21 protein-coding genes and 1 tRNA gene are annotated in these 26,402 nt (G+C 71.0%); 10 read left to right on the top strand and 12 right to left on the bottom strand.

Features of this window, described 5'->3' with window-relative positions:
- Positions 1 to 163 precede the first annotated feature (163 nt).
- On the top strand, positions 164 to 1,090 hold the full coding sequence (locus ACFYW9_RS32045; RefSeq protein WP_389157850.1) for a C40 family peptidase: 927 nt from the start codon (positions 164 to 166) through the stop codon (positions 1,088 to 1,090).
- 93 nt (positions 1,091 to 1,183) lie between these two features.
- On the opposite strand, the gene ACFYW9_RS32040 is transcribed toward ACFYW9_RS32045, so the two are convergent.
- Positions 1,184 to 1,501: a hypothetical protein gene (locus ACFYW9_RS32040; protein WP_329297741.1), complete on the bottom strand. Its 318-nt coding sequence runs from the start codon at positions 1,499 to 1,501 to the stop codon at positions 1,184 to 1,186.
- A gap of 169 nt (positions 1,502 to 1,670) precedes the next feature.
- On the opposite strand from ACFYW9_RS32040, the gene ACFYW9_RS32035 reads away from it, so the two are divergent.
- The 3 genes from ACFYW9_RS32035 (at position 1,671) to ACFYW9_RS32025 (ending at position 4,448) form a co-directional block, all read left to right on the top strand.
- A complete protein-coding gene (locus ACFYW9_RS32035; RefSeq protein WP_389157768.1) occupies positions 1,671 to 2,201 on the top strand; it encodes a PadR family transcriptional regulator in 531 nt (176 codons plus the stop codon).
- Positions 2,202 to 2,285: 84 nt separating this feature from the next.
- The gene (locus ACFYW9_RS32030) at positions 2,286 to 3,461 is read left to right on the top strand and encodes a DUF2306 domain-containing protein (RefSeq protein ID WP_389157765.1); all 1,176 of its coding nucleotides are present in this window, start codon (positions 2,286 to 2,288) and stop codon (positions 3,459 to 3,461) included.
- Positions 3,462 to 3,521: 60 nt separating this feature from the next.
- Complete coding sequence (locus tag ACFYW9_RS32025; RefSeq protein ID WP_389157762.1) at positions 3,522 to 4,448, top strand: hypothetical protein; 927 nt, start codon at positions 3,522 to 3,524, stop codon at positions 4,446 to 4,448.
- Between the two features lie 313 nt (positions 4,449 to 4,761).
- Here ACFYW9_RS32025 and ACFYW9_RS32020 read toward each other — a convergent pair whose 3' ends face one another.
- Positions 4,762 to 5,991, bottom strand: a complete 1,230-nt coding sequence (locus ACFYW9_RS32020; RefSeq protein ID WP_389157759.1) for a PP2C family protein-serine/threonine phosphatase — start codon at positions 5,989 to 5,991, stop codon at positions 4,762 to 4,764.
- 367 nt (positions 5,992 to 6,358) lie between these two features.
- Between ACFYW9_RS32020 and ACFYW9_RS32015 the strand changes: the two genes are divergently transcribed.
- The 4 genes from ACFYW9_RS32015 (at position 6,359) to ACFYW9_RS32000 (ending at position 10,015) form a co-directional block, all read left to right on the top strand.
- Positions 6,359 to 8,440, top strand: a complete 2,082-nt coding sequence (locus tag ACFYW9_RS32015) for a DUF1996 domain-containing protein (RefSeq protein ID WP_389157756.1) — start codon at positions 6,359 to 6,361, stop codon at positions 8,438 to 8,440.
- 256 nt (positions 8,441 to 8,696) lie between these two features.
- Positions 8,697 to 9,128 carry a hypothetical protein gene (locus tag ACFYW9_RS32010; RefSeq protein ID WP_326789845.1) on the top strand — a complete coding sequence of 144 codons (432 nt, stop codon included), beginning with the start codon at positions 8,697 to 8,699 and terminating at the stop codon, positions 9,126 to 9,128.
- Positions 9,129 to 9,202: 74 nt separating this feature from the next.
- A tRNA-Met gene (locus ACFYW9_RS32005) sits at positions 9,203 to 9,276 on the top strand.
- A gap of 145 nt (positions 9,277 to 9,421) precedes the next feature.
- The gene (locus ACFYW9_RS32000) at positions 9,422 to 10,015 is read left to right on the top strand and encodes a uridine kinase (protein WP_389157753.1); all 594 of its coding nucleotides are present in this window, start codon (positions 9,422 to 9,424) and stop codon (positions 10,013 to 10,015) included.
- Positions 10,016 to 10,246: 231 nt separating this feature from the next.
- On the opposite strand, the gene pflA is transcribed toward ACFYW9_RS32000, so the two are convergent.
- The 3 genes from pflA to adhE all read right to left on the bottom strand — a co-directional run bounded on the left by pflA (position 10,247) and on the right by adhE (position 16,157).
- On the bottom strand, positions 10,247 to 11,074 hold the full coding sequence (gene pflA, locus ACFYW9_RS31995) for a pyruvate formate-lyase-activating protein (protein WP_389157750.1): 828 nt from the start codon (positions 11,072 to 11,074) through the stop codon (positions 10,247 to 10,249).
- A 75-nt stretch (positions 11,075 to 11,149) separates the two neighbouring features.
- Positions 11,150 to 13,414 (bottom strand): formate C-acetyltransferase, encoded by a 2,265-nt coding sequence (pflB, locus tag ACFYW9_RS31990; RefSeq protein ID WP_389157747.1) that lies wholly within the window; start codon positions 13,412 to 13,414, stop codon positions 11,150 to 11,152.
- A 52-nt stretch (positions 13,415 to 13,466) separates the two neighbouring features.
- A complete protein-coding gene (gene adhE / locus ACFYW9_RS31985; protein ID WP_389157744.1) occupies positions 13,467 to 16,157 on the bottom strand; it encodes a bifunctional acetaldehyde-CoA/alcohol dehydrogenase in 2,691 nt (896 codons plus the stop codon).
- Positions 16,158 to 16,436: 279 nt separating this feature from the next.
- Here adhE and ACFYW9_RS31980 point away from each other — a divergent pair, with 279 nt between their 5' ends.
- Positions 16,437 to 16,889: a flavodoxin family protein gene (locus ACFYW9_RS31980; protein ID WP_351866630.1), complete on the top strand. Its 453-nt coding sequence runs from the start codon at positions 16,437 to 16,439 to the stop codon at positions 16,887 to 16,889.
- A 124-nt stretch (positions 16,890 to 17,013) separates the two neighbouring features.
- Here ACFYW9_RS31980 and ACFYW9_RS31975 read toward each other — a convergent pair whose 3' ends face one another.
- The 3 genes from ACFYW9_RS31975 to ACFYW9_RS31965 all read right to left on the bottom strand — a co-directional run bounded on the left by ACFYW9_RS31975 (position 17,014) and on the right by ACFYW9_RS31965 (position 20,636).
- Entirely contained in the window at positions 17,014 to 18,654 is a 1,641-nt protein-coding gene (locus ACFYW9_RS31975; protein ID WP_389157741.1) for an FAD-dependent monooxygenase, read from the bottom strand.
- Between the two features lie 135 nt (positions 18,655 to 18,789).
- Positions 18,790 to 19,968, bottom strand: a complete 1,179-nt coding sequence (locus ACFYW9_RS31970; protein ID WP_389157738.1) for a PP2C family protein-serine/threonine phosphatase — start codon at positions 19,966 to 19,968, stop codon at positions 18,790 to 18,792.
- Positions 19,969 to 20,162: 194 nt separating this feature from the next.
- Entirely contained in the window at positions 20,163 to 20,636 is a 474-nt protein-coding gene (locus ACFYW9_RS31965; RefSeq protein WP_351866621.1) for a hypothetical protein, read from the bottom strand.
- A 311-nt stretch (positions 20,637 to 20,947) separates the two neighbouring features.
- Here ACFYW9_RS31965 and ACFYW9_RS31960 point away from each other — a divergent pair, with 311 nt between their 5' ends.
- Positions 20,948 to 21,583 carry a TetR family transcriptional regulator gene (locus tag ACFYW9_RS31960; protein ID WP_389157847.1) on the top strand — a complete coding sequence of 212 codons (636 nt, stop codon included), beginning with the start codon at positions 20,948 to 20,950 and terminating at the stop codon, positions 21,581 to 21,583.
- Positions 21,584 to 21,683: 100 nt separating this feature from the next.
- Here the strand turns inward: ACFYW9_RS31960 and ACFYW9_RS31955 are convergent, their stop codons facing one another.
- The 4 genes from ACFYW9_RS31955 to ACFYW9_RS31940 form a co-directional block, all read right to left on the bottom strand.
- A complete protein-coding gene (locus tag ACFYW9_RS31955) occupies positions 21,684 to 23,264 on the bottom strand; it encodes an MFS transporter (RefSeq protein WP_389157733.1) in 1,581 nt (526 codons plus the stop codon).
- Between the two features lie 355 nt (positions 23,265 to 23,619).
- Complete coding sequence (locus tag ACFYW9_RS31950) at positions 23,620 to 24,351, bottom strand: FAD binding domain-containing protein (protein ID WP_389157729.1); 732 nt, start codon at positions 24,349 to 24,351, stop codon at positions 23,620 to 23,622.
- A gap of 258 nt (positions 24,352 to 24,609) precedes the next feature.
- A complete protein-coding gene (locus ACFYW9_RS31945) occupies positions 24,610 to 25,443 on the bottom strand; it encodes an ABC transporter ATP-binding protein (protein ID WP_389157726.1) in 834 nt (277 codons plus the stop codon).
- Between the two features lie 37 nt (positions 25,444 to 25,480).
- On the bottom strand, positions 25,481 to 26,260 hold the full coding sequence (locus ACFYW9_RS31940; protein ID WP_389157723.1) for a hypothetical protein: 780 nt from the start codon (positions 26,258 to 26,260) through the stop codon (positions 25,481 to 25,483).
- Positions 26,261 to 26,402: the final 142 nt, after the last annotated feature.

Raw genomic sequence — 26,402 nt, 5'->3', positions numbered from 1 at the left:
GGCGGTCGGTCAGAGCGGTTCGTTCCCGTCGGTCGGTCAGACGGGTTCGTTCCCGGCGGTCGGTCAGAGCGGTTCGTTCCCGTCGGTCGGTCAGACGGGTTCGTTCCCGGCGGTCGGTCAGAGCGGTTCGTTCCCGTCGGTCGGTCAGACCGGTTCGTTCCCGGTGGTCGGCCAGATCGGCACGTTCCCCTCGGTCGGTCAGGCGCCCGTGTTCCAGCCGGCGCCCCAGCCCGTCCCGTACGAGCCCACGGCCCAGCCCGCGGCACCCCAGCCGACGCCCATGCCCATGCCCACGGTCCTCGACACGGGCTCCATGCCCCGGGCGTACGAGGCGGCGCCCCCGACCGGTGAGTACGAGTCGGTCCTCCTGCCCCTCGGGTACGAGCCGCCGCCCCCGCCCTCCGAGTACACGTCGGTGCTCCTGCCCCTCGCGTACGAGACGGCGACCCGTCCCAGCTCGTACCAGCAGGCTCCGATGCCCCCGGTGAGTGAGCCGGTGCCTCAGCCTCCGGTGTACGAGCCGGCGCCGAATCCCGCCGCGTATCAGCCGGCCCCCGTGCCTCCGGCGAACCAGCCGGCGCCCCCGCCTGCCGACGACGCCTGGCGGCAGTCGCTGCGGACGACCGGCAAGCAGCAGGCGTGGTCCGCCGCTCCCGGAGCCGTCGACACGAACCCCGGGTTCAGCATCGACAGTCTCGTCGCGCCCGCCGCCCCGCCGGTCGTCGGACCCGACAGCAGGGCCGCGGAGGCGGTCGCCTTCGCCCGCGCTCAGGTCGGCAGACCCTGTGTGTGGGGAGCGTCCGGACCCGGTTCGTACGACCCCTCCGGGCTCACGCAGGCGTCCTGGAAGAGCGCCGGGGTCATGCTCCCCCGTGCGACGCAGGACCAGGCACAGGTCGGCCCGGCGGTCGCCCTCGGCGCCATGCAGCCGGGTGACCTGGTCTTCTTCCACGCCAACGTGAGTCACGTCGGCCTCTACGTGGGTGACGGCATGATGGTCCACGCCCCGAGTCCCGGAGCGAGGATCACCGAGGAGTCGGTCGAATACGCCGGCCAGGCGGCCATCCACAGCGTCGTACGTCCGGTCTGAGCTCCGGCCCGGCTCAGGGGCGTACCGCCGTCCGGGGCGTACCGGCCGCTCGTGGAGTGCCGTCGTCCGCGAGGCGGGCGCGGTGGCGCGCCGTCAGAACTCGCTGTCGATCCCCGTGACGGCGGCAGGTCCCAGCGGGGCGTCGTCGGGGGACAGGCCGCTGTCCAGGAGCGCGCCGGAGACGAGCCGCACGGCCTCGGCCTCGGCGCTTCTCCGGTCCGCCGCCTCGACCTCGAGCCGGACGGAGAACCTGTGGTCCTCGTCGACGGTCAGCAGGCTCAGTTCCTCGCTCTCGCCCAGGTCCGTGTTCTGCGGGTCCTGGGGGCGAAGCCTGCGCTCCACGTCGGCACGGGAGGCGTCCGACAGGCCGTGGACGAACGTCCCGGGAACGGTGATGACGTAGGTGGTCACAGGAGCTCCTAGTGCGGTCGGCGCGTGGGCCTGAAGTGCGGTCGGTTGTGTGATCGCCCGTATACCCCGCATTGTGCCGGGCACCCGGATCTTCTTCGCGTCGGGCGGTGCGGTGAGCGTGTCCGGCGGCGCCTGCCGCCCGGTGATCGTGTGGCGGTACGGTCGCCCCATGGCTGACGCTCGGTTGACCACCGCCTCGTACCTCGTCCTCGGCATCATCGACAAGCTGGGCGAGGCCAGCGCGTACGACGTGAAAGGGGAGGCGGCGCGGACGGTCGCGCCCTTCTGGTCGGTGCCGCACGCGCAGGTGTACGCGCAGTGCGACCGTCTCCTCGACGCCGGGATGCTGTCCCAGGTGCGGCAGGAGAGCGGCCGCAACCGCAGGGTGCTGACGCTGACGGACCAGGGCAGGGCTGCCCTGCGGGGCTGGCTCGACGACCCCGCGTTCGTCCCGGTGGAGGCTCGTGAGCGCGGCATCCTCAAGCTGTGGTTCGGTGGCGAGCCCGCCGTGCTCGGTCCCGTACAGCTCGGTGAGCACAGCCGGACCCTGGGCGAGTACGAGGAACTCGCCGAGACCGTCGGGGAATTGCTGACGCGCGGGCAGCGGGACGCGCTGGAGTTCGGAATCCGGTACGAGCGGATGATGATCGACTTCTGGCGATGGGTGCAGCGCCGGGACGAGGACACGACAGACCGTTGACCCCGGCGGTGGACGGCCCTACCGTCTCGATAGTCCAAACGAGACTATCGATGGCCGGGTCGCGGCCACGAGCAGGGAGTCGTCGTGCGTCGTCCCGCGGGCACCACCTGGCGCCGCCTCGCCGTCATCGCCGTGTCCGCCGTGTGCGTGGGCTACGCGCCGATCGCGATGACCGAGCTGTGGCCGTACGCGCACCCCGGCGCGCCGGCGTTCGGTGAGTGGATCCTGGCCCACGTGGTCTCGCCGCGTTACGTGGCCGACGCGCTGGCCACCCGGATCGGGCCGTACCGCCACAGCCTCGTGCCGATGATCGTGCACTCGGTGCTCGGTGGTGTGCTGATGCTGCTGGGCCCCGCGCAGGTGCTCACCGCCGTACGGCGGCGCACGCGGCTGCACCGGGGTCTCGGGGTGGTCTTCGCGGTGACCGTGTACGCCTCGATGGCGGGCGCCGGGATGTACCTGGCGCGCACGGCTCCCGAGGACGCCTTCAGCGGCGCCGCCTTCTGGATCGTGCTCGCGACCATCCTGGTGGGCACCGTGATGAGCGTGACGTTCGGAGTGCTCGCCGCCGTCGGGGGGTTCCCCGACCTGCACCAGCGCTGGATGCTGCTGTGCTACGGCTTCCTGCTGACCGCCCCGCTGCTCCGCTTCGAGTGGGGTGGCCTGCCGCTGATCCTGCCGGGACTGTCCATGGCCGAGATCAACCGGCTGGCCACCATGCACCTGGGCTCCGTCGTCGCTTTCGGCGCCCTGATCGCCTCGCGTTCCCTCGACCGGCGCGCGAAGGTCGCGGGGGTGTCCGGGTCGTGGGCCCCCGTGCCCGTCCTGGCCCTCGCGCACCTGGCCGGAGCGGCCGCGCTGACCTGGATCGCGCGCGCCTCGCTGGACCACGGGACGCGGGGGAGGCGGCTCCTGCTCGCCTATCTCCTGCCGTACGCCGTCACGTACGCGGTGATGGCCCTGCGCGCGAGGCACGCCGGCCGGGAGGGCCGCACCTGGGCCCGCGAGGAGTGGCGTCTGCACTGGGTGGCCCTGTGTCTGGCGCCGGTGCTGTCGGCCGGGGCCGCTCCGCTCTTCGAACGGTCACTGGGGCTCGACGGGCTCACGGCGCTGGCCGCGGGGGCGGCGATCGGCTGCGGCGCCATGGCGTTCACGGCGACCCTGATCGTCAGCGTGCGCGTCATGTACGCACGGGAGGTCCTCAAGAGGGCCGTGCCCGCCCCCGGTTCGGCCACCCGCCTCTCGGCACCGGTCCCGTAGCCCCTCCTCGCTCCCCGGCCCGTTCACTCCGTCGCGCCCTACGTCCGGAACGGAATCCCCATGCCGAACGCATCCGACCCGCCCAGGACCGACGACGTCCCCGGGCTGCCGAGGCCCCTCGCGGCGGGCGGGCGGCCGCTGACCGCCGGAGTGGCGATGCTGGCCACCGCGGTCGCCGTGGTCGGCGTCCTCGTCGGCGGCCTGCTGGCGGCCGTGGCCCTCACCGGACACGTCTTCGGCGCGTGGCGCTCCCCCGAGTCGCTCACTCCAGGGCTGATCGGCGCGGCCATGCTCGGCACCGCGCCCGGACTCTTCGCGGTGAGCCGGGCCCGCGCCTGGCACGAGGTCCGCTCGCTCGTCCACCCGCTGGCCGTCGTCCTGGTCGGGCTGTTCACCGTGAGCCTGCTCAACGCGGGGCAGCTGTACATCGCCCGGGGCGGCTCCATCGTCCCCGTGCTGTTCAGCCTCGGCTGGCTCTTCGTGCTCGGCGCCCTGTGCGTGTGCGCCCTGATCGGGCTGGTCCTGCAGTACCTCACCCCCGGCCGGCCGCTCGGCCCGCGCGGTGCGCCGCTGCCCGGCTGGTCGAAACCGGCGCTGGCCGTGCTCGGTTCGGCGTGGCTCGGTATCGGCACGGGTCTGCTCGTCCGGCCCGGTTTCTGGGCCGACTTCGTGCCGTGGAGCGTCGACCGCCCCGACGCGCAGGCGCTCGGGGTCTGGGCACTGGCCCTCGGTGTCGGCGTCCTCGGCGCGCTCGCCGAGGACGACCTCGGCCGCACCGGCCCGGCGCTGATCGCCCTGCCCGGGACCGCCGGCGCCGTGACCGTCGTGCTGGCCTGCCGCGCCGCCGCCGTCGACTGGTCCTCGGGTCCTGCCCTCTGCCTCGTGCCCATGGTGGCCGGGCTCCTGCTGGCCGGCCTCAGCGGCCGCGTCCTGCTGGCGCGATCCTCGGCGGTGCCACCCCGGCAGAACCCCGCCACCGAGGGCTGACGAAGCCGACCGCACCCGGAATCAGCACAATTGACACTCCGCCATCGGGATGTCTGAATCGCCTTCGCTCCCGGGGGCCCGACCCGGATTTTCGCTGCCGACTCCCGGCAACGGTGTCCATGCCGTCTGTTCCGGACCGGGGCAGAGCCGCGGTCCGTGTCCGGAGGGCAGGAGACGAGGCGTCGAACGACGAGGAACGGTGCCGGGGTGGTCCAGGTGTGTTCCAGGTGTGCGCGGGTGGCGTCGTCCGGCGGCCGCCGCCGCCGGACGGTCGTCGGGGCCCCGGAGCCGTCCCCCACCGGTCGGGTCGGGCTCACAGCGGGAGGATCACCAGCGCCGTGTCGTCGGTGGCGCCACCGGGCGGGAGCAGCTCCGACAGTAGCGCGTCGGCGAGGGCCTCGGGCTCGGCCTCCCGGTGGTGGGTCAGCACGACGGCGAGTCGTCCGAGGCCCACGTCGATGTCCTCGGTGCGGCGCTCGATCAGACCGTCGGTGTACAGGACCAGGGTGTCGCCCGCGACGAAGTCCGTCGCGGCCTCGGGGCGGTCCACGTGCTCAGGCCGGGCTCCCAGCGGCGGGTCGGTCGCCCCGTCCAGGAACTCCACTCTCCCGTCGCCGCGCAGGAGAGCCGGCGGCGGGTGTCCCGCGCTGCTGTACGTGATGGTGTGGCTCTCCCAGTCGATCCAGGCCGTCACCGCCGTGGTCGACTCGGCACCCTCGACGGAACGCGCGTACAGCCCGAGCACCTCGAGTGCGCGCGCGGGACCGGCGGAGGCCCGGGACGCGGCACTGAGGGCACTGCGCAACTGGCCCATGACACAGGCGGCGGACAGCCCGTGGCCCACGACATCGCCCACCGCGACCGCCATCCGGTCGCCGTCCAGCGCCACCAGGTCGTACCAGTCCCCGCACACGTTCAGCCAACTCGTGGCCGGCTGGTAGCGCACGGCGGCATGGTGCGTCACCACCTGGTTCGGTGAGGGCAGCAGCGCGTCCTGGAGCGCGACGGCGACCTCCCGTTCGCGGGCGTGGGCACGGCGCAGGCGCTCGTTCACCTCCTGCAGCTCCCGGGCCCGCGTGTACAACTCGGCCTCCAGCACCGGGGTCCGGTCACCCGGTGCGTGGCCGCCGCGGGCGCGGATGAGTTCGGTGACCTCCTCCACCCGGTGCACCACCAGCGCCACCGTGCCGTCCGCATGGAGCACCGGGGCGTTGACCGGGCTCCAGTACCGCTCCTCCCAGACACCGGGCCGGTCCAGTGACTCCACGTCGTACCGCTGGAGGGCCATGGTGTCGCGCTCCCCGGACTCCACCACCCGGCGCAGGGACGCCTCCAGGTTCCGCATCCCGGTGGAGGCGGGGTCGCCCGGCCGGTCGGGAAAGACGTCGAAGAGGTACCGGCCGACCACTTGCTCCCGCGAGCGCCCGGAGTTGCTCAGGTAGTCGTCGTTGGCGTCCACGAAGACCATCTCCGGGGTGAGCAGGGCGACCATGCCGGGCAGGGCGTGGAAGACACCGCCGAAGTCGATCTCCGCTCCCGTCACTGGTTCACCGCCTCACGCCGCTGCCCTGGCCGTGCCCACGGTGGAAGCGGCGGAGCGCCCTGCCCTGTGCCACCGGCCCGGGTCATGACCGGGGGCCCCACGTCCAGGGCGTACCCGTGGCGCAGTGCTCCCATCAGGCCATCGGTCCGCGCCCGGCGCAACCGCAGGGGTGCGCGGGCCGGGCTCGCCGCCGCCCGGTCCGCCCGGGGTGAGCGGGTCCTCCGGCGTTCGCCGAAGCGCCCTGGGGCAGTTGCTCCATACGGGGTCACTGTGAATTCGGGAGACGGCTGAACACAACGCGACCCGCGTGCGTATAGGGGCGGGGGATTTCCATGCCGAGCCGACCACGACGCGTAGGAGCACCACCTTGGGACGCAACACGCGCAGACGCCCAACGGGCGCACGCCGCGCGACCTCTGCAGCTTTCGCACTGATACTGGGCGGAGGCGGACTCGTAGGAGTCAACGTCTACGCATCGGCGAGCGAGACCGGCGCGACGGACGCGAACGTCCTGTCCGCCGGGTCCGCCACCATCGACTGCCCTGACGTCGGCGAACAGTTGAAGACGGTTCCGGACGCCGCGAAAGAGGGCGTCGACAAGGAACTCGCAGACCTGGACCAGCAGATCGCCGAGGCGTACCGGCAACTCCAGGCAAAAGCAGACCAGATGCAGCAGAACGGCGACAGCGGCGCCGACGAGATCATGAATCCGCTGAAGGAGAAGCGGTCCGAGTCGATCGGCCGCATCGTGGCCGCGATCGATGCCGCGGGCGACCCGCCGAGCGGGCTCGACGGTTTCGCGGCCTGCACACTGCGTCCCTCCGGCAACCAGCCCGGCACCGGGGCGGACACCGGTCAGAGCGCCGCGCCGCAGGACCAGAACGGCGCGTCACCGAGCGCCGGCGCGTCCCAGGACCAGGGCGGGCAGCAGGGAGGCGCCGCACCGGCCGGCAACGGCCCCGTGGCCGCCGACTACGCGGACATCAAGTCCGTCCAGCCCAACGTGGCGAACCCGCAGCCCCAGGCCGACGCCTCCCAGGGCGAGTTCGTCTCCAGCTGTGGAGTGAACGCCAACGGCCTGTTCAACTCGGACAACGTGATCGTGGCTCCCGGTGTCACCAACGGCGCCCACCACTTCCACGACTACATCGGCAACCAGTCCAACACCGCGTTCGCCAGTGACGACGACCTGGCCAAGGCCGACACCTCCTGCCAGGACAAGGGCGACAAGTCCTCGTACTTCTGGCCCGTCGTACGCCTCCAGAACGGAAAGCAGGAACGCGACGCGGGAGCCCCCGGAGGCGGGACCGAAGGCAACGCCGGTCAGATCGTCACGCCCGAGCAGGTCACGCTGACCTTCGTCGGCAACCCGCGCAGCAAGGTCACGGAGATGCCGCGGCTGCTGCGCATCATCACCGGTGACGCCAAGGCCTTCGTCAACGGCCCCGCGAACGCCAACGCCTCCTGGAGCTGCACCGGTTTCGAGGACCGGCAGCTGAAGGACAAGTACCCGCTCTGCCCGCAGGGCAGTGACGTGGTGCGCACCTTCAAGTTCCAGAGCTGCTGGGACGGCGCGAACATCGACAGCGCCAACCACCGTACCCACGTGGCCTTCGCGGACGCCCAGGGCAACTGCCCCGGCAATTTCAAGGCCATTCCGCAGTTGGTGCAGCGCATCGTCTACGACATCGACGCGCCGAGCCTCCAGGACGGCGGCCGTACGTCGCCGCTGTTCGCGGTGGACTCCTTCCCGGAGAACCTCCACAAGCCGGTCACGGACCACGGCGACTTCATCAACGTCTTCGACGAAGGCACCATGAAGAACGTGGTCGACTGCATCAACAACGGCAAGAAGTGCGGCGCGGGCGCCGGTGACGGGGGCGGGCAGCAGGAGGATCCGCCGGCCACCGACGAGCCGTCGCAGAGCGCCGAGCCGAACCCCTCCGAAGCGGCCCCGAACCCGTCGGAGGCGGACCCGAACCCCTCCGAGGAGCCCGCCGAGAACCCCTCCGAGGAGCCGGCGGAGAACCCCTCCGAGGAGGAGCCTGCGCAGAACCCCTCCGAGGAGCCTGCGCCCACCGCGGACGACCCGTCCGACGGCAAGGACGAGCCGGGTTCCGGTGACAACGGAGGCGGTCAGACCGAAGAGCCCACGGAGGAGGCTCCGGCCACCGAGCCGGCCGGGGACGACGCGCCTCCCGCCACGGTGGAGCCCAAGTCCGATGTGACGACCCCGGGCGACGACCAGGGCGCCGAGGTGGGGACACCCGCGCAGACGGAACCCCCGGCCGTGTCCTACCCGCCGGCCACGTCGGGGATCGAGCCGCAGGCGGTCGGTACCGGCGGGCTCGCCGAGACCGGGGCGAACCTGTGGCCGGGCGTGATCGGCGGGCTCTTCGTCCTCTCCGGCATCTTCGTGCTCTACCGGATCCGGCGCACCTACGGGTGACACCGGCCGCCCGGTACGGGCGACTCCCGACGGATGAGTCCCGACGGATGACTCCTGGCGGGTGCGACTCGCCGGACGAGTCCTGACGGACGAATTCCGGACAACGAGTTTGAGGGGGCTCGTGGCCTGTGCGGACAGGGCACGAGCCCCCTCGGCCGTGTTCCGGGCGGTCGTCTCGACCGGCGGGGTGAGCCGATTCGCAGCATGCTGGTGGGAGACGCGATCATGTCGTCCACATTGGGGAAGGCGAAGCTCCATGGACGCATCAGAGCAGGCACCGGATGACCGGCCCCTCGACCTGTACCTCGAAATGCTCCGCCTGCGTATGGCTCCGGCGGACTACGCGCTCTTGCTGCGCATGGTCGAGCCCGTACTCGAAGCGATCAGGGAGGAGAGGGTGGGAGCGATCGAACTGTGTCTCGACGGCGCGGAACCCGAGAGCGTCCCGCAGGAGGTCCGTGACGAGGCGTCCCTCGTGGTCGCCGTTGCCGTCACGGGACGCCTGGACAACCGGATCGTCGAGCTGGAGACCGAGGAGATCGGTGTCGTCCGGGTCGTCACGGATTCGGGTACGGCCGATGATCCCGAGCGGTGCAAAGAGATCGCCGACTTCATCGGAGAGCGGCACCGTCAGGACGAGGAACTGCGGGGCATCGCCGAAGTGAGCGGTCTGCCCACCGACGTGTGACGGCCCGCGCGGTCCGCCGGCGGGCGATCATGGTCCTGGGTCCGGGAAACATGGCGTAGAGTTGATTTCACCGACGCGGGGTGGAGCAGCTCGGTAGCTCGCTGGGCTCATAACCCAGAGGTCGCAGGTTCAAATCCTGTCCCCGCTACTCGAAGTCAGAGGGGCCGACATCACGATGTCGGCCCCTCTGCCGTGTCGTGTCTCCCCGGCCGCCAGGACCCGTGGGTCGTCGGAACATACGAGTGCCGCTCATTCGCCACGGGCGGAGCGCCCGGTGCCGACACAATCGCCTCATGACGAAGATCGAAACAGTCGCGGAGCGCGTCGTGGCCGCCGCCCGCGCCCGCGCCGACAAAGGACTGGTGCTGATCGCGGTCGACGGCATGGGCGGGTCGGGCAAGTCGACCCTGGCCTCCGCCGTCGCCCGGCTCGATGACGCCGTGGTCGTGCGCGGAGACGACTTCTACCGTCCGATGGACGCCGGCGAACGCGCCGACCTGACCCCCGCCCAGGGCTACGACCGCTATTTCGACTGGCAGCGGCTGCGTGACGAGGTCCTCACCCCGCTCGCCACCGGCCACGACGCGGCCTACCGGCGCTACGACTGGCCGACCGGATCCCTCGCGACGGACGAGGCGTGTGCCGTCGCCTGCGACGGCATCGTCCTCGTCGAGGGTGTCTACACCGCCCGGCCCGAACTCGCCGACCACTACGACCTGGTCGTCTACGTCGACACCCCGCCCGAGGAGTCCATGCGCCGGCTCCGGGCCCGCGGCGACGACCACGGCCCCATCGACTGGGAGGCCCGCTGGCGCCTGGCCGAGGAGCACTACCTGAACACGACCCGTCCCCGGGAGAGGGCGCATCTCGTGGTTCCCGGCCACTGACGTCAGTGCCCTGACACGACAGCGCCCTGACGTGACAACGCGCTGACAGGGCACAACGAAACACCGCCTCCGGTCGAATGACCGGAGGCGGTGAATGTGGAGCGCCGGGCAGGCCTTGCACCTGCATTTCCCCGCAGGAAGCGGGGCGTCTTTCCTTGGACCACCAACGCCGGGCTCGTCACCGAGTGTCCGGTGCGGGCTCAAGATCGAGCATATCAGCAGTTCAGCGGGTCATACCGCGTTCAGGCCGTACGAGGCGAAGACGGAGCGGGCTTCGGCGATCTGGGCGGCGCTCGGGACGGGGGTGGCGGCGAGGGTGAAGTCCATGCCCAGTCCCGCCCACTTGTCGGAGCCGAGCTTGTGGAAGGGCAGGATGTCGACACGGGTGACGTTGCCCAGGGACGCCGTGAAGGCGGCGACTCCCGCCACGTTCTCCGGGGGATCGGTCAGACCCGGGACCAGGACGAAGCGGACCCAGACCTCCTTGCCGAGTGCGGCCAGGCGACGGGCGAAGACCAGGGTCGGCTCCAGCTGACGGCTGGTGAGGCGCATGTAGAGCTCGCGGTCCCAGGACTTGATGTCCAGGAGCACCAGGTCGACGCTGTCCAGAAAGGCGTCGGTGGCGCGGGCGTCGAGGAAGCCGGAGGTGTCCAGGGCGGTGTGCAGGCCCAGGTCGTCGTGGCAGCGGCGCAGGATCTCGCCGACGAAGTCCGGCTGGAGCATCGGTTCGCCTCCGCTGACGGTGAAGCCGCCGCCCGCGGCGCGGATGAACTGCACGTACCTGGCCGCCTCCGCGACGACCTCGTCGGTCGTGGCCCGCTTGCCGTTGCTCATCCGCAGGGTGTCGGGATTGTGGCAGTACAGACAGGCCAGCGGGCAGCCGGCGACGAAGACGACGAAACGGGTGCCGGGACCGTCGACACCGGTGGACAGGTCCCAGGAGTGCACCGCTCCGGTGACCGGACCGGTGCCGCGCCGGGGGACGGCCTCCTCGACCGGCCTGTCGGGGCCGCCGGAGAGGATGGGCGGGAGAGCGTTTCCCGGCTGGATCAGGGACATGACGGGGCCTCCTGACGTCGTGACGGTTCCGGGGGAGCGCGGCGGGCGGTCCGCGCTCCCCCGGGAGGCGGACGGCTACAGCGACCCGTGGAAGGTGCGGCCCAGCACGTCGAGCTGCTGCTCGCGCGTCAGCCGTACGAAGTTGACCGCGTAACCACTGACCCGGACGGTGAGCTGCGGGTACTTCTCCGGATGCTCCATCGCGTCCATCAGCGTGTTCCGGTTGAGCACGTTGACGTTCATGTGGAAGCCCTGGGAGGTGACGAAGCCGTCCAGGACTCCCGCCAGATTGCGGATCCGGTCCTCGGGGGTGCGGCCCAGCGCGTCCGGGGTGATCGTGTTCGTGAGCGAGACCCCGTCCTCCGCCTGCTCGTACGGCAGCTTGGCCACCGACAGCGCGCTGGCGACGTAACCGTGGGTGTCACGGCCGTTCATCGGGTTGGCGCCCGGCGAGAACGGCTCGCCCGCGCGGCGGCCGTCGGGGGTGTTGCCGGTCTTCTTCCCGTACACCACGTTCGAGGTGATGGTGAGCACCGACTGCGTGTGCTCGGCGCCCCGGTAGGTGGGGTGCTTGCGCACCTTGCGCATGAACTCCTCGACCAGCCACACCGCGATCGAGTCGGCCCGCTCGTCGTTGTTGCCGTACGCCGGGTACTCGCCCTCGATGCGGAAGTCCACGGCCAGCCCCGTCTCGTCCCGCACCGGAGCGACCCGGGCGTGCTTGATCGCCGACAGGGAGTCCGCGGCGACCGAGAGCCCGGCGATGCCGCATGCCATGGTGCGCCGGATGTCACGGTCGTGGAGCGCCATCTCCAGCCGCTCGTAGGCGTACCTGTCGTGCATGTAGTGGATGACGTTCAGGGCGTGGACGTACGTCTGGGCCAGCCACTCCATCTGCCGGTCGAGCCGGCCCAGCACCTCGTCGTAGTCCAGCGTCTCGCCGGTGACCGGCCCGGTGGCCGGACCGACCTGGGCGCCCGACAGCTCGTCGCGGCCGCCGTTGATGGCGTACAGCAGTGTCTTGGCGAGATTGACCCGGGCGCCGAAGAACTGCATCTGTTTGCCGACCTCCATCGCCGAGACACAGCAGGCGATGGCGGTGTCGTCCCCGAAGCGCGGGCGCATCAGTTCGTCGGACTCGTACTGGAGGCTGGAGGTGTCGATCGAGACCTGCGCGCAGAACTCCTTGAAGCCCTGCGGAAGCGCCGGCGACCAGAACACCGTCATGTTCGGCTCGGGCGCGGGCCCCAGGTTGTACAGGGTCTGCAGGTAGCGGAAGGAGGTCCGGGTGACCAGGGTGCGGCCGTCCGAGCCGATGCCGCCGATGGACTCCGTGACCCAGGTCGGGTCGCCGGAGAACAGCTCGTCGTACTCCGGGGTGCGCAGGAAACGCACGATCCGCAGCTTGATGATGAAGTCGTCGACGATCTCCTGCGCCGCGCTCTCGTCGAGGATCCCGGCGTCGATGTCCCGCTGGAGGTAGGCGTCGAGGAACGTCGAGGTGCGGCCGAGGGACATCGCCGCGCCGTTCTGCTCCTTGACCGCCGCGAGGTAGGCGAAGTACAGCCACTGCACGGCCTCGCGGCCGGTGCTCGCCGGGCCCGAGATGTCGGATCCGTAGGAGGCGGCCATCTCCTTCAGCTCGCCCAGCGCGCGGATCTGCTCGGAGATCTCCTCGCGTTCGCGGATCACCTCCTCCATGCGTGAGGCGTCGCGGGGCATGGCGTCCAGACCGGACTTCTCCTCCCGCTTGGCCTCGATCAGACGGTCCACGCCGTACAGCGGGACCCGCCGGTAGTCGCCGATGATGCGGCCCCGGCCGTAGGCGTCGGGCAGGCCCGTGACGATGCCCGCCTTCCGGGCCGCCCGGATGTCCGGGGTGTACGCGTCGAACACCCCGGCGTTGTGGGTCTTGCGGTACTGGGTGAAGACCTTCTCCAGCTCGGGCGAGACCGGGTAGCCGTAGGTCTCCAGCGCCCCGGCCACCATCCGCCAGCCGCCGAAGGGCATGATCGCCCGCTTCAGGGGGGCGTCGGTCTGGAGACCGACGATCAGCTCCGTGTCCTGGTCGATGAAGCCCGGCGGGTGGGCGGTGATGGTGGACGGGACGTCGTACGACACGTCCAGCACGCCCTTGGCGCGCTCCTCCGGGAACAGATCGGTGATCTTCTTCCACACGGCCGTGGTGCGCTCGGTGGGACCGGCCAGGAAGGAGTTGTCACCTTCGTACGGGGTGTAGTTCTGCTGGATGAAGTCCCGTACGTTGATCTCGTCGCGCCACAGACCTCCCCGGAAGCCGTCCCAGGCGCTCCGGACGGGCCGCTGCTGCTGCGTGGTCATCGGTGGACGACTCCTTCTCGGTCGATCGGGGCCTTGGCGTTCGTACGGGGGCTCACACCGGGTCGCCGTAGTAGGCGCGGCGCATCAGTTCCTGCATGTCGGCCAGCATCGGCAGCCTCGGGTTGGCGGGCGCGCACTGGTCCTCGTAGGCGTTCATCGCCTGCTCGGGCAGGGCGTCCAGGAACGCCGCCTCGTCGACCCCGGCGTCCTTGAACGACCGCGGGATGCCGACCTTCTCGCGCAGTTCCTCCAGCGCGTGGGCCAGGGACTCCACACCCTCCTCCGGCGTGTCGGCGGGCAGGTCCAGCATCCGGGCGATGTCCTGGTAGCGCTCGGGGGCGACGTAGCTGTGGTACTTCGGCCAGCTCGTGACCTTGGTGGGCGCCGATCCGTTGTAGCGGACCACGTGCGGCAGCAGCAGCGCGTTGGTGCGGCCGTGGGCGACGTGGAAGGTCGCGCCCAGGGTGTGCGCCATCGCGTGCACCACGCCGAGGAACGCGGACCCGAAGGCCATGCCGGCGATCGTGCCGGCGTTGTGCATCTTGCCCCGGGCGACCGGGTTGGCCGCGCCCTCGTTGACGGCCTTCTCCAGGTTGTCGAAGATCAGCCTGATGCCCTGCAGCGCCAGTCCGTCGGTGAAGTCGTTGGCGTACACCGAGACGTAGGTCTCCAGGCAGTGGGTCAGCGCGTCGAATCCCGAGTCGGCGGCGACGCTCCTGGGCAGGTCCAGGGTCAGCGCCGGGTCGCAGATCGCCACGCTCGGGGTCAGCGCGTAGTCGGCCAGCGGGTACTTCTGGCCGGTGGCGGTGTCGGTGATCACCGCGAAGGGGGTCACCTCACTGCCGGTGCCCGAGGTGGTCGGGATGCACACCAGCCTGGCCTTCTCCCCCAGGTCGGGGAAGGTGAAGGCACGCTTGCGGATGTCGAAGAACTTCTCCTTCAGGTCGGCGAACTCCAGCTCCGGATGCTCGTACATCAGCCACATCACCTTGGCGGCGTCCATCGGCGAGCCGCCGCCGAGCGCGATGATGGTGTCCGGCTCGAAGTGACGCATCATCTCGGCGCCCTTCTGCACGGTGTCCAGGCTCGGGTTGGGCTCGACGTTGTCGATCACCCGGATCTCGGGGATCTCGCTGCGGCGGCTCAGGACGTTGCGGATCCGCTCCAGGTGCCCGATCTCCACCATCGTCTTGTCGGTGACGATGACGAACTTGCGGGAGCCGCGCACATCGGCCAGGTACTTGATGGAATCGCGCTCGAAGTAGATCTTCGGCGGCACCTTGAACCACTGCATGTTGTTGTTCCGCCGCCCGATCCGCTTGATGTTGATCAGGTTGAGCGCGGTGACGTTCCCGGAGACCGAGTTGCTGCCGTACGAGCCGCAGCCCAGGGTCAGGGACGGCATGAACGCGTTGTAGACGTCACCGATTCCGCCCTGCGAGGTGGGCGCGTTCCAGATCACCCGGCAGGCCTTGACGGCATGCCCGTACTCCTCGGCGAACGCCGCGTCCTCGGTGTGGACGGCGGCCGAGTGGCCCAGACCGTTGAACTCCACCATCTCGGTGGCCAGCCGCACCCCGTCGGCCCGGCTGTCCACGGTCAGCACGGCCAGCACCGGGCAGAGCTTCTCCCGGGTCAGCGGCTCCTCTACACCGACCTCGGAGACCTCGACCAGGAGCACCGAGGTGTCCTTGGGCACCTCGAAGCCGGCTCCCTCGGCGATGGCGACCGCGCTCTGCCCGACGATGTCGGCGTTCAACTGGGCGCCCGCGCAGTCGCGTCCGCCCTGCTGCTCGGCGCCGACACCGAAGAGGTACGCCTCCAGCAGCGCCTTCTCCTGGTCGTTGACCGTGTACGCCTTGAGTTTGCGGAACTCCCCGATCGCCTCGTCACGGATCTCCTGGTCCAGGATCACGGCCTGCTCCGAGGCGCACACCATGCCGTAGTCGTAGGTCTTGGAGAGCACCACGTCGTTGACCGCACGCCGTATCTGGGCGCTCTTCTCGATGTAGGCGGGTACGTTCCCGGCTCCGACGCCCAGCGCCGGCTTGCCGCAGCTGTAGGCGGCCCGGACCATCGCGTTGCCGCCCGTCGCCAGGATCGACGCCACTCCGGGGTGGTTCATCAGGGCGCTGGTGGCCTCCTTGGAGGGCCGCTCGATCCACTGCACGCAGTGGGCGGGGGCACCCGCACGCACGGCCGCGTCCCGGACGATCCGGGCGGCCTCGGCGGAGCAGTTCTGCGCGGCCGGGTGGAAGCCGAAGATGATCGGATTGCGGGTCTTCAGCGCCATCAGGGCCTTGAAGATGGTGGTGGACGTGGGGTTGGTGACGGGCGTGACGCCCGCGATCACCCCGACGGGCTCGGCGATCTCTATGATCCCGTCGATGTCGTCGCGGCGGATCACGCCGACGGTCTTCACGCCCTTCATCGAGTGGGTGATGTTCTCGCAGGCGAAGATGTTCTTGACGGCCTTGTCCTCGAAGACGCCGCGCCTGGTCTCCTCGACCGCCATCATGGCGAGTCGGGTGTGCTCGGCGAGCGCGGCCAGACTGGCCTTCTTCACTATGTGATCGATCTGTTCCTGGGTGTAGTCGGCGTACTCGTCCAGTGCCTCCAGGCCGCGTGTGACCAGCTCGTCCACGTCCTGCTCGACCCCGGCGGAGCCGGATCGTGAGGCGGGAGCGGCTGCTGTTCCGGCCCCGGAGGTGTGCTGGCCGTCCTTCTTCTTGCGGCTGGTCATCGGATCACCCTTCGGTCGCGGTGTGCCGAAACAGCCGGGCTCCAACCGCTCCGGATTACTTCCAGCCTTGCACCGCGCGCCCGATCGTGCAGCCGGGCGGGCCGCCGCCTCCCGGCCGTGCGTCACCCGTGACGGACGGTGTCGGCGCCCGGATGCCGGAGCCTGCGGCGGGGAGCCGGAGGCACGGGAGCGGAGTCGGGGGCTCCCCGTCCAAGTCGGCCGTCGGCTCGGCCCGGTGGTGCTTGCGGCGACGGCGGGCGGCGCGGCAGGGTGCGGGGTGTGCCTACTCTGCTGATCGTGCATCACACGCCCTCGCCCAACTGCCAGGCCATGTTCGAAGCCGTGGTCTCCGGCGCGACGGCGCCCGGGATCGAGGGCGTCCGGGTGGTGAGGCGGGCGGCGCTGGAGGCGACCGCCTCGGATGTGCTGGCCGCCGACGGTTATCTGCTCGGCACCCCGGCCAACCTCGGCTACATGTCGGGCGCGCTGAAGCATTTCTTCGACCAGGTCTACTACCCGTGCCTGGACACGACGGCCGCGCGCCCCTTCGGCTATTACGTGCACGGCGGAAACGACGTCACGGGGGCGGTGCGCGGCATCGAGTCCGTGACGACGGGCCTCGGTTGGCGCCGTGCCGCCGAGGCGGTGAAGGTGACCGGCGAGCCGGGCAAGGCCGACATCGAGGCGTGCTGGGAGCTCGGCGCGACCCTCGCGGCCCAACTGATGGAATGATCCCGCCCGCTGAGGCCGGAGGTTTGAAGCCGGAGGCCTGAGGTCTGAGGCCTGAGCGATGATGCCTGTCCGGCAGCTCCCGTCTGCCGTGCGGTGACTGACGGGCCCCGAGGGGCCGGTACCGCTACCGGGTGCCGGAGTCGGCCGGGGCGAAGGTACGGGCGAGGTGGGCCGTCAGCTGCGCCGCCGTCGGCGGACAGAGGCGGGCTCCGATGTATCCGTCCGGGCGGACCACGAAGGCGGTCACTGCGTCGGAGACGCCGTAGAGACGGGCGAACTCGCCGAGCGTGTCGACGTACGCCGGAGAGCCCGAGGTGTTCGTGCTGCTCCCGGCGGGCCGGATCACACAGGTACCGACCCGCCCTCCGGAGAACTCACCCGCCACTTGCGCGAGTTGACCGATCTGCTCGCCGTCCCCGTACACCAGCAGAACGTGCCCGCGATCGCGCAGGAGGTCGTGGAGGCGCAGCGGGAAGGTGGCGATGTGCGCCGCGAGGCCGGTGCAGTCGGGTGCCCGGTCGCCCGGCTGGGGTCCGGGGCCCTCTTCGGCCGTGCCCACGAGCGGGCTGCCGCGGTAGCCGACGAGGAGCTGTGCCTCGCGCAGCATCACGGTCGCCGGGTCGGCCGGGTCGGCCTGGACGCCCCGGGTCGCGTGGCGGACCGTGCGCTCGACGACTTCCTCACCGACGGGCCGCCGCTCGGCGTCGTAACTCGCCGCCAGATCGTGGCGCGCGCCGCCCTCGATGGCGAGGACGAGTTTCCAGGCCAGGTTCCAGGCGTCCTGGATACCCGTGTTCATGCCCTGGGCACCGGTCGGGGGGTGGATGTGCGCCGCGTCGCCCGCGACGAAGACCCGGCCGTCGCCGTAGCGGTCGACGATCCGGTGACTGATGCGGAAGACAGAGGACCAGCGCAGACGGGAGGCGGTCGTGGGACGGGGGGACAACCGGTCCAGCACGGTCTGGATGTCGGAGAGCGCGGGCGCGTGTCCGCCCTCCAGGCCGTGGACGACGCCGTCGGCCGGCCCGTCGTTCCGCCCCGCCGTGGAGAGTGCGGGCGGGACCATCATGGACATCCGGTACCGGTTCCGGCCGGGCAACGGGATGCACACCAGCGCGTCGTCCACCTCGCCGTCGCCGTTCCGGTGCATGGCGCGGACGCCGTAGCCCCGCGGCAGGTCCCAGTCCACCTCCACATCACCGAGCATGTACTCCTCCGGGAACGCGCTGCCCTCGAAGGTGAGTCCCAGTTTCTTGCGCACGATGCTGTGCGCGCCGTCGCAGCCCACCAGATAGCGCGCCCTGACCTCTTCCTCGGCTCCGGACGCCGACCGCAGGGCGACCGTCACACCGTCGGCGTCCTGGCTGAACGCGACCAGTTCCGTGCCCCGCTCGATCCCGGTACCGAGCCGTGCGAGATACGTGTCGAGGATGCGCTCGGTCTCGTACTGCGGCAGGGCGGCGAAGCCGTACGGCACCTCGGGCGGCAGGACGAGGTCGATCCGGGCCTGTTCGGTGCCGTTGACGTAGGCGAGCTGCCCGTACATCGGTACCGCCGCCTCCAGGACCGTGCGGGTGAGCCCCATGTGGTCCCAGATCTCCAGCGTGCGCGGCTGGATGCCCACCGCCTTCGCGTACGGGAGCCGAGCCGGAAGCCGGTCGACGATACGGCAGCGGACCCCGCGCCTGCGCAGCTCCGCGGCCGCCGTGAGACCCACCGGGCCCGCACCCGCCACCACGACGTCGGTTCCGAAGGTGTGGGCCACGGGAGCCTCCCTGGGTGAGCCCCCTGCGTCGAGTCGATCTCCCACCATCGTGGCCACGCGGCGGTCGGCCTCGCCAGTCGGGCACGGGCACGGCACTGGCGCGAGAAGCGCGGTGTCGCCTCGGGCGCCGTGCCTTCAGAGTTGCGCGGGAGGCGGCGATCCGTCGGTGGGAAGCCGGTGGTGGCCGTCCGGGGTGCGGTGCGAGAGGCGGAGGTGGTGCGCGGGGGTGCGTTCGATGACGAGGAAGGCGGCGTCGTCGCCGGGCTGGTCACCGACGTGCCGGACGAGATCGTCGTGGATCTGTCGCAGCAGGACGTCGGGGTTGGAGGCGGTGAGGGTGGCCACCCGGTCGGCCAAGGGGTAGAAGGCGCCGTCCGGGGAGCGGGCCTCGATCACGCCGTCGGTGTACAGCAGCAGGAAGTCGCCGGCCTCGAAGGCGAAGGGATCGGAGTGGTGGCTGGTGGCGGGCAGCTCGCACATGCCCAGCGGGGGCACGGGATGCCGTGCGTGCAGGACGGTGATCCGGTTGTCACGCAGGAGCAGCGGCGGGGGATGACCACAGTTGATCATTTCGACCTGCGCGCCGTCGTCGGGGATGTCGAGAACGAGCGCCGTGATGAAGTGTTCGCCCGGGTCGTGCTCGGTGTCGGCCACCTCGTCCAGGTCCCGGCACACGCTCACCTCGAGGGCCGCCGTCAGTTCGGGGAGCGTGGCGTACCGGTGGGCGCCCTCGCGGAAGGCGCCCAGCACCACCGAGGCCTCGCCGATGGCGGCCAGCCCCTTGCCCCGGACGTCCCCGATGATGACGCGGGTGGACGCGTCGGCGGCCCGGGTGACCGCGAACAGGTCGCCGCCGATCTGGGTGTCGTCCTCGGCGGCCAGATACAGCCAGGCCACGCGCAGCGGACCGATCTTGCGCGGCGGGGGGCGCAGCAGCACGCGTTGCGCGGTCTCGGCGACCGAGCGCGCCCGCACCAGCTCCCGGGCTCGCCGCTCCCGTACATGACACACGAACACCACCAGCGCCGAGAGCACCACCAGGGCGATGAGCTGCGCGATGTGGTTGGTGGTGCCGAGTCCGCCGTGCAGGATGGCGATGACCACCTGGGCGGCGACGGCCAGCACGCCGACCAGGGCCGTCAGCGCGGGGCCCGCCAGCGAGGCCGTGAGGGTCGGCGCGATGACCAGCAGGGGGCCCAGATGGACGTCGGTGGGGGAGCGGATGTCCACCACGGTGATCACGACGATCAACGCGAGCGGGATCGCCACCAGACCGCGGCCCGACGGTTGCTCCACGAGACGGTCCACTGACATGCGCCGGATACCCACACGCCCCATTTTGTACCTGTTTCTGTGGCTGCGGGGTTCCGTACGGTGTTCACCATCGGCGAGTCGGCGGTGAACACCGTACGGTGAGTCCGGCACGCGTGTCGGTTCCCGGGTGACCTCTTGGAACGGCCTCGGGCGGGGCCGTCAGTCCGAGACGCCGGGTCGGCGAACGGCCGGCGTCAGTCCCACAGCGGGTAGCTGACCTTCTGCGCGTATCCGTCCGGGTGGTCGTGGGTGTAGGTCAGTGTCATCCGCGTGTAGTGCTGCACTTGCGGCTTCTTCTTCCACGGCTGCGGGTGGTCCAGGCGGACGACGACCGGGTACGAGTGGAACTTGCCCGCCGCGCAGTACGGCTTGCAGTCGTTCACCATGTTGACGCCGCGGGCGACCGCGGAGTTCTGGTTCCAGTGGGACCAGTGGAGCGAGACGAGCCGGCTGTTGCCGTCGCCGCAGGCCAGGATGAACTCGGCGGGGCGCACATCCGGATGCCAGAAGCAGTCCACGAGCACAGGGGGCGCCTGTCGCTGCTGCGTGGCGTGCGTGGCGTGCGTGGTGTGCGAGGTCGCGGGGGCGGCGGAAGCGGTACCCATCACCGCTGCGAGCGACGCGGCCGCGCAGACGGTGAACGCGGTCCGGATCGAGTTTCTGCGCATATCAGCTCCATGCGGGACGCTCTGTCATGTGGCCGTCAGCGTGTCGGCTCTGCCTCGACGCTACGGCCTCGGTGTGTGATGTACCACTCATACGGATTAACGATGCCATTTCGTAAGAAGTGGCAGACATCGGTACACAGGGCGACGCATCGGAACGCACCGCGACAGAAGGAAACGCACCGCGACACATGACAACGCACCGCGACACACGGGAACGCGCGATACACGGGTACGCGCGACACACGGGTACGCACCGCGACGTGTCCGAGCGCCCCGCGACGTGTTCGGCGGCGCCATAGAATTCGTCCGTGATGAATAAACCCGGTTCACAGCGCGGACGCAGACCGGGAAGCCCGGACACCCGGGCCGCGATCCTGGCCGTCGCTCGGCGGCGCTTCCTCGAGGACGGCTATCACGCGGTGACCCTCCGGTCCGTCGCCGGCGAGGCCGACGTCGATCTCGCCCTGATCAGCTACTACTTCGGGTCCAAGAAGGGGCTGTTCGGTGCCGCCCTGGCGCTGGGTGCCAACCCGGCCGAACTCCTCGCGCGGGTCGTGCAGGAGGGTGAGCTCAGCACGTTCCCCGAACGGGTCGTCCGTCAGGTCGTCGCCGTCTGGGACGACCCCGTGACGGGTCCGCCCCTGCTCGCGATGATGAAGACCGCGATCGACGACGACTCCCTCGGCTCGCTGGTGAAGGAGGCGCTCGAACGCGAGATCGTCGACCGGATCGCGGGCCTCGTGCCGGGACGCGACGCCCGGCAACGTGCCGCCGCGTTCACCACCGTGGTGGCCGGGCTGATCGCCACCCGCTATCTGCTGCGGCTGGAGCCCGTCGTCTCCATGACGACCGACGACCTGGTCCGTTTCATGAGCCCGCAACTGCGGCAGGCCCTGCGTGGCCCGGGCCGTCCCGACACCCAGTCACGGCCGATGCCGCGCCCCTGATCGACCGTCCTCCCCGTTCCGTCGTGCCGGTGGGCCCGACGCGACGAAGACCGGCGCCTCGCACAAGGCGAGGCGCCGGTCCGGAGTTCTCTGCGGCGGTTCAGAGGTACGAGGGCTGCTCCCGCGCGGACTGCTCCCGCGCGTCGGCGGTGTCCGGAACCTCGTCGTCCTCGGCGGAGGCTTCTTGCCCCGGAGCCGAACGCAGCAGGGCCGCGACGGCGACGGCGGCGAGAACGGCGGCCGCGGCGGCACCGAGGAGCGCCAGGTGCATGCCGTCGACGAACGCGGCCGTCGCCCGGCCGGAGACAGGGCCGCCGATGGCGTGGGCGGCGGCCGGCGAGGAGCGCGCCGCGTCCGCCACGTGCTGCGGCAGGCCGGGCAGGCTGCTCAGGTGGTCGCGGTAGGCGGCGCTGAGCAGGCTGCCGAGGACGGCGATCCCCAGGGCGCCGCCGAGCTCGCGTGCCAGGTCGTTCACGGCCGAACCGACGTTCTGCAGCGAGCGCGGCAGGGCGTCCGTGATGGCGGTCGTGGCCGGTGTCATGGCCAGGCCCATGCCCGCACCCAGCGGCACGAGACCGGCCGCGACGATCCAGTACGGGCTGGACGCGTCGAGCCGGGAAAGGATCCCCATGCCTGCCGCGACACCGGCGAGACCGGCCACCCAGGGCCCCCGGAAGCCGAACCGGCCGACCAGCACAGGGGCGGCGCGGGAGACCGGCACCATGGTCACGGCCATGGGCAGCATCGCGGTCGCCGCCATCAGGGCGCTGTCGCCCCGCACCAGTTGCAGGTACTGCATCATCACGAAGACGAACCCGAAGAACACGAAGAACTGAAGCATGATCGACAGCGAGCCCGCGGCGAAGTGGCGGTTGCGGAAGAGCCTGGGGTCGAGCAGCGGGTTCTCGCGGCGCAGTTCGAAGACGACGAACCCCGCCAGCACGGCCAGGCCCAGCCCGATCCCGGCGAGCGTGACCGGGTCGGCCCACCCGCGGGTCGGCGCCTCGATGACCGAGTAGACCAGCGTGACCAGGCCCGCCACGGCGAGGACGGCGCCACCGACGTCGAGCCGGGGCTGCCGCGGTTCCGCGGACTCGGGCACGAACAGCAGCGTGCCGACCAGGGCGAGCAGGGCCAGGGCGACGTTCAGCAGGAACACCGATCGCCATGACCAGCTCTCCAGCAGTGCCCCGGAAGCGAACAGTCCCACCAGGGCACTGGCTCCGGCGACCGCCGCCCAGACGCTCACGGCCCGTGCCCGCTGGGCGCGCGGGAACGTGGTCGTGATGGTCGACAGCGTGGCCGGCATGACCAGCGCCGCCCCCACTCCGAGGACGCCCCGCAAAACGATGAGCGCCGAGGGCTCGGTGGTCAGCGAGGCGGCGGCGGATCCGGCGCCGAAGATCGCCAGTCCCGCGAGCAGGGCCCGCCTGCGGCCGAAACGGTCTCCCAGGGCTCCGGCCGGCAGCAGCAGCGAGGCGAAGACCAGGCTGTAGGCGTCGATGATCCAGGACAGCTGTGTCTGGGTGGCATGTGTCTCGCGGGCGAGATCGGGCAGCGCCACATTGAGCGACGCCATGGCGGCGACCACCGCGCCGAGGGCGACGCAGGTGACCACCAGGACCAGGTTGTGTCGTACGGCCGGCGGGGAACCGGCGGCAGGGGTGCGGGTGGAGGGCATGTGCTCCGTCCTTCGTCCGAGTGGTCCGGGAGGTTCCCGGTGCCTGGACCCAGAGTCGGGAGTCGGCCGTGCGATTTCCACGTTGATGAATTAGGGACGCGGTCCGGCGGCCGATGCCGGGGACCCGTGCGAACGCGGCCCCTGCACCCGCGTCGGGCGGACATGCCGCTCAGGGGGCCGGAAACCCGGGACGGCGGCCCACCGGGGACGGGCGCGCGTGCGTCTCCGTCCCCGGATCGGTACAACTGACCGGCACCTGTTGAATTCCCGGGCCCCGGGCCCCTGCCGGCAGGGGCTCGGGGAGAGCGCGTCTTTGTCCCCCGTCTTCCACGAAGGCGGGAGACGACGAGTACCTCTAGCGGTCGGCGGTACGCGCCAGCAGGTCGGTCACCTGTCGGCCGACGAGTTCTCCCGCCGAGGCCGGAAGCCGGCCGAGGGAACCGTTCCGCAGGGTGCGCAGAAGGTCCTCGGCGTCGGCGGCGTCGCCGTGGCACTCGGCGCTCTCGCTGAACACCTCGTCCTCGGAACGGACCGCGACGCGAAGGAGGGTCCGGCCGTCGTCGACGCGGTGCAGGGCGGCGGCGACGACGAGCGGCGACGGCCCGCCCGGTTCGGCCGCGGCCTTGACGTAGTTGCTGGTGACCGGTGTGCGCCAGCGCAGGCTCAGGAGCAGGTGACGCTTGGCGAGCACCTCGGCCAGGTCGGTCTCGGTGACGCCCTCCGGTTCCAGGATCACCGCGCGGGCGTCCAGGACGAGGGCCGCGGGCAGCAGACAACGCAGCGTGCTGCCGACGATGTTGCCGCCCACCGTGGCCGTCCGGCGTACGGCGCCGGTCCCCACGCCGGCGGCCGCCCGGCGCAGCACCTCCGGCACGCGGTCGTCTATGCGGCTGAGCACCACGGCCGCGCCCAGGGCCTCGGGCTCGATCGTGTTGGCCTCCGGGAGCTCGCGCAGCGACATGGACCGGTCGGGGAACCCGTCCCGCTGCCAGGTGGCCCACACCAGTGTGGCGCCGCCGATGGGCACAGCCCCTTCGGTCATGTACTCCTGTGCTTCGGACACGGACGTGGGCAGACGCAACAGCACGACAGCCGACCTGCTTTCCTGGTGACTTGGCGGCGGGGTACTCGGTGTCTTGGCGAAATCGCCGTCGACAGGCGCATTTTCGCCGTACGGGCGGGGGCGCGTACAGGGCACACTCCCTCGGCCGGTGCGCCCCGCCGTGCGGATGCGCTCACGCCGGGGACTTCGCCGGGGGCGGCCGCACGCGTTGTCCGCACTCACTGGGCGGCCATGACGCCCGTCACTTTCCTTTCCCGCGCCGCGAGTTGCTTCGTACCGCTGTCAACTACCCTGGTGGGAGCCGGAATAGGCCGCCCATCGCCCGCCGTGCCGGACCACGCTGATCCGCCGTCCGAAGCAGGTGGTCATCCAGGAATCGGTCAGGGTGTCCTCGACGGTGCCCTGCGCGAGGACGCGTCCCTCGCGCAGGAGCAGGGTGTGGCCGACGGCCGGGGACAGCTCCTCCAGATGGTGGGTGACCGTCACGGTGGCCAGCTCCGGGCGGCTCTCGGCCAGCCGCCGCATGGCCTCGACGAGGTCCTCGCGGGAGGGCAGGTCCAGGGCGTTGAACGGCTCGTCGAGCAGCAGCAGGGCCGGCTCCGCCATCAGCGCCCTGGCGATCAGGACACGGGCCCGCTGCCCGCCCGAGCAGACCCCGTACGGCCGGTCGGCCAGCTCCTTGATGTCCAGCTCGGCGAGCAGTTCGTGGCCGCGTCGGCGCACCTCGGCGTCGTACATCCGCCACAGCGGCTGGACCGTGCCGGTGTGGCCCGTCAGGACGACGGAGTGGGCGTCGAGGTCCTGCGGTACGCGCTGGGCCGTACTCACATGGCCGATACGGGCGCGCAGCTCGCGCACGTCGATCCGGCCGAGCCGGCGGCCGAGCACCTCGACGCTTCCCGTCGTCGGATGCATCAGCGCGCCCAGCAGCCGCAGCAGGGTCGTCTTGCCCGCGCCGTTGGCTCCGAGCAGGGCCCAGTGCTCACCGGCCCGTACCGTCCAGCCGATGTCCGAGAGGATCACCTGGCCGCTGGTGTGACGGTGGACGCTCACGTCACGGAGCGCCACCACCGCGCCCGTGCCACTGACGTCCGACTCGGTCGGCACCTCGGTCATGTCGGGCTCCCCTCGATCGGTCGGCGCACCTCGCACATTAGATGCGCCGAGCATCTTGTTGCCCGGGTGTCCGTTCGGTGGACGGCGGTGAGGCGTGTGGGGGCAGGTCGGGTGAGCCGAACACGGTGGTCCAGCGGCGGGCGAGCACCGCGTTCTCCCGGGGCGTGAGCAGCTCGGGTGCTCCGAGCGCCAGCGCGGCCGCGTACGCCGCGCCGAAGGCCCGCAGCCAGGCCGGATCGCTGAGCACCTCGACCCCGTCCTCCTCGTCCCGGCCGAACAACTGCGGGCCCACCCGGTGAGCGGCCTCAGTGACCACCTTGCTGAGAGTCGTCAGGGCGCATCCGACCGGAGAACCGGTGTGGGGGTCTCGCGACCAGCGAGCCCACAGCGTTCGTGTCAGAGGCTCTTCGCCTTCGTCCGACAGCGCGGCAAGGGCGTCAGCCTGGGCGCCGGTCAACGTTCGTGTCCGGGCGATCACCCATTCCACGGCGTCCCCGTGAGGTCCGGCGACCAGCCACGCGGGCACCTGCTCCACGACCGTGAAGGCCCGGCAGCGCAACCACCTGTGGCCCGGTAGCGGCCGCATCGGTTCGAGATCGGTCACGCGCCACAGGCTGGACGGCCACAGCGGGACATCGGCGGCGATCCCGTTCACCATCAGTCCCTCGTCGCCGGCCGGCTGTCGGTCCGCCGGCAGCACGGTACGGCGCTCACGGGCGGCGAACAGCTTGTCGGGAACGAAGGACACGCGCGCCCCGGGCACAGGTTCCGGCTCGCCGTAGAAGTGTTCGGCGTCGTACAAGGCGAAGAAGGACACGCCGCCACAGTACGTACCTCGGCGCGGCGCCCGCCCCCGACTTACGGGGCGTCGAGCCGGGGCCGCGACCTGAGGTCCGTCGAACGAGCGGTGCAACCGAGGGTAGTTGGGGTCGGGGGGTCGGGATCCGAGCGGGACAGCC

This window comes from Streptomyces sp. NPDC002698 (assembly GCF_042888945.1).
Classification (GTDB): domain Bacteria; phylum Actinomycetota; class Actinomycetes; order Streptomycetales; family Streptomycetaceae; genus Streptomyces.
This window is presented reverse-complemented; position numbering and strand designations above follow the sequence as displayed.

Excerpts from the sequence above, each read along its gene's own strand:
- ACFYW9_RS31965 (WP_351866621.1), bottom strand. The coding sequence starts at position 20,636 with ATGCGCAGAAACTCGATCCGGACCGCGTTCACCGTCTGCGCGGCCGCG.
- pflA (WP_389157750.1), bottom strand. The coding sequence starts at position 11,074 with ATGTCCCTGATCCAGCCGGGAAACGCTCTCCCGCCCATCCTCTCCGGC.
- ACFYW9_RS32000 (WP_389157753.1), top strand. The coding sequence starts at position 9,422 with ATGACGAAGATCGAAACAGTCGCGGAGCGCGTCGTGGCCGCCGCCCGC.
- ACFYW9_RS32025 (WP_389157762.1), top strand. The coding sequence starts at position 3,522 with ATGCCGAACGCATCCGACCCGCCCAGGACCGACGACGTCCCCGGGCTG.
- adhE (WP_389157744.1), bottom strand. The coding sequence starts at position 16,157 with ATGACCAGCCGCAAGAAGAAGGACGGCCAGCACACCTCCGGGGCCGGA.
- ACFYW9_RS32010 (WP_326789845.1), top strand. The coding sequence starts at position 8,697 with ATGGACGCATCAGAGCAGGCACCGGATGACCGGCCCCTCGACCTGTAC.
- ACFYW9_RS31955 (WP_389157733.1), bottom strand. The coding sequence starts at position 23,264 with ATGCCCTCCACCCGCACCCCTGCCGCCGGTTCCCCGCCGGCCGTACGA.
- ACFYW9_RS31960 (WP_389157847.1), top strand. The coding sequence starts at position 20,948 with ATGAATAAACCCGGTTCACAGCGCGGACGCAGACCGGGAAGCCCGGAC.
- pflB (WP_389157747.1), bottom strand. The coding sequence starts at position 13,414 with ATGACCACGCAGCAGCAGCGGCCCGTCCGGAGCGCCTGGGACGGCTTC.
- ACFYW9_RS32035 (WP_389157768.1), top strand. The coding sequence starts at position 1,671 with ATGGCTGACGCTCGGTTGACCACCGCCTCGTACCTCGTCCTCGGCATC.
- ACFYW9_RS31945 (WP_389157726.1), bottom strand. The coding sequence starts at position 25,443 with ATGACCGAGGTGCCGACCGAGTCGGACGTCAGTGGCACGGGCGCGGTG.
- ACFYW9_RS31970 (WP_389157738.1), bottom strand. The coding sequence starts at position 19,968 with ATGTCAGTGGACCGTCTCGTGGAGCAACCGTCGGGCCGCGGTCTGGTG.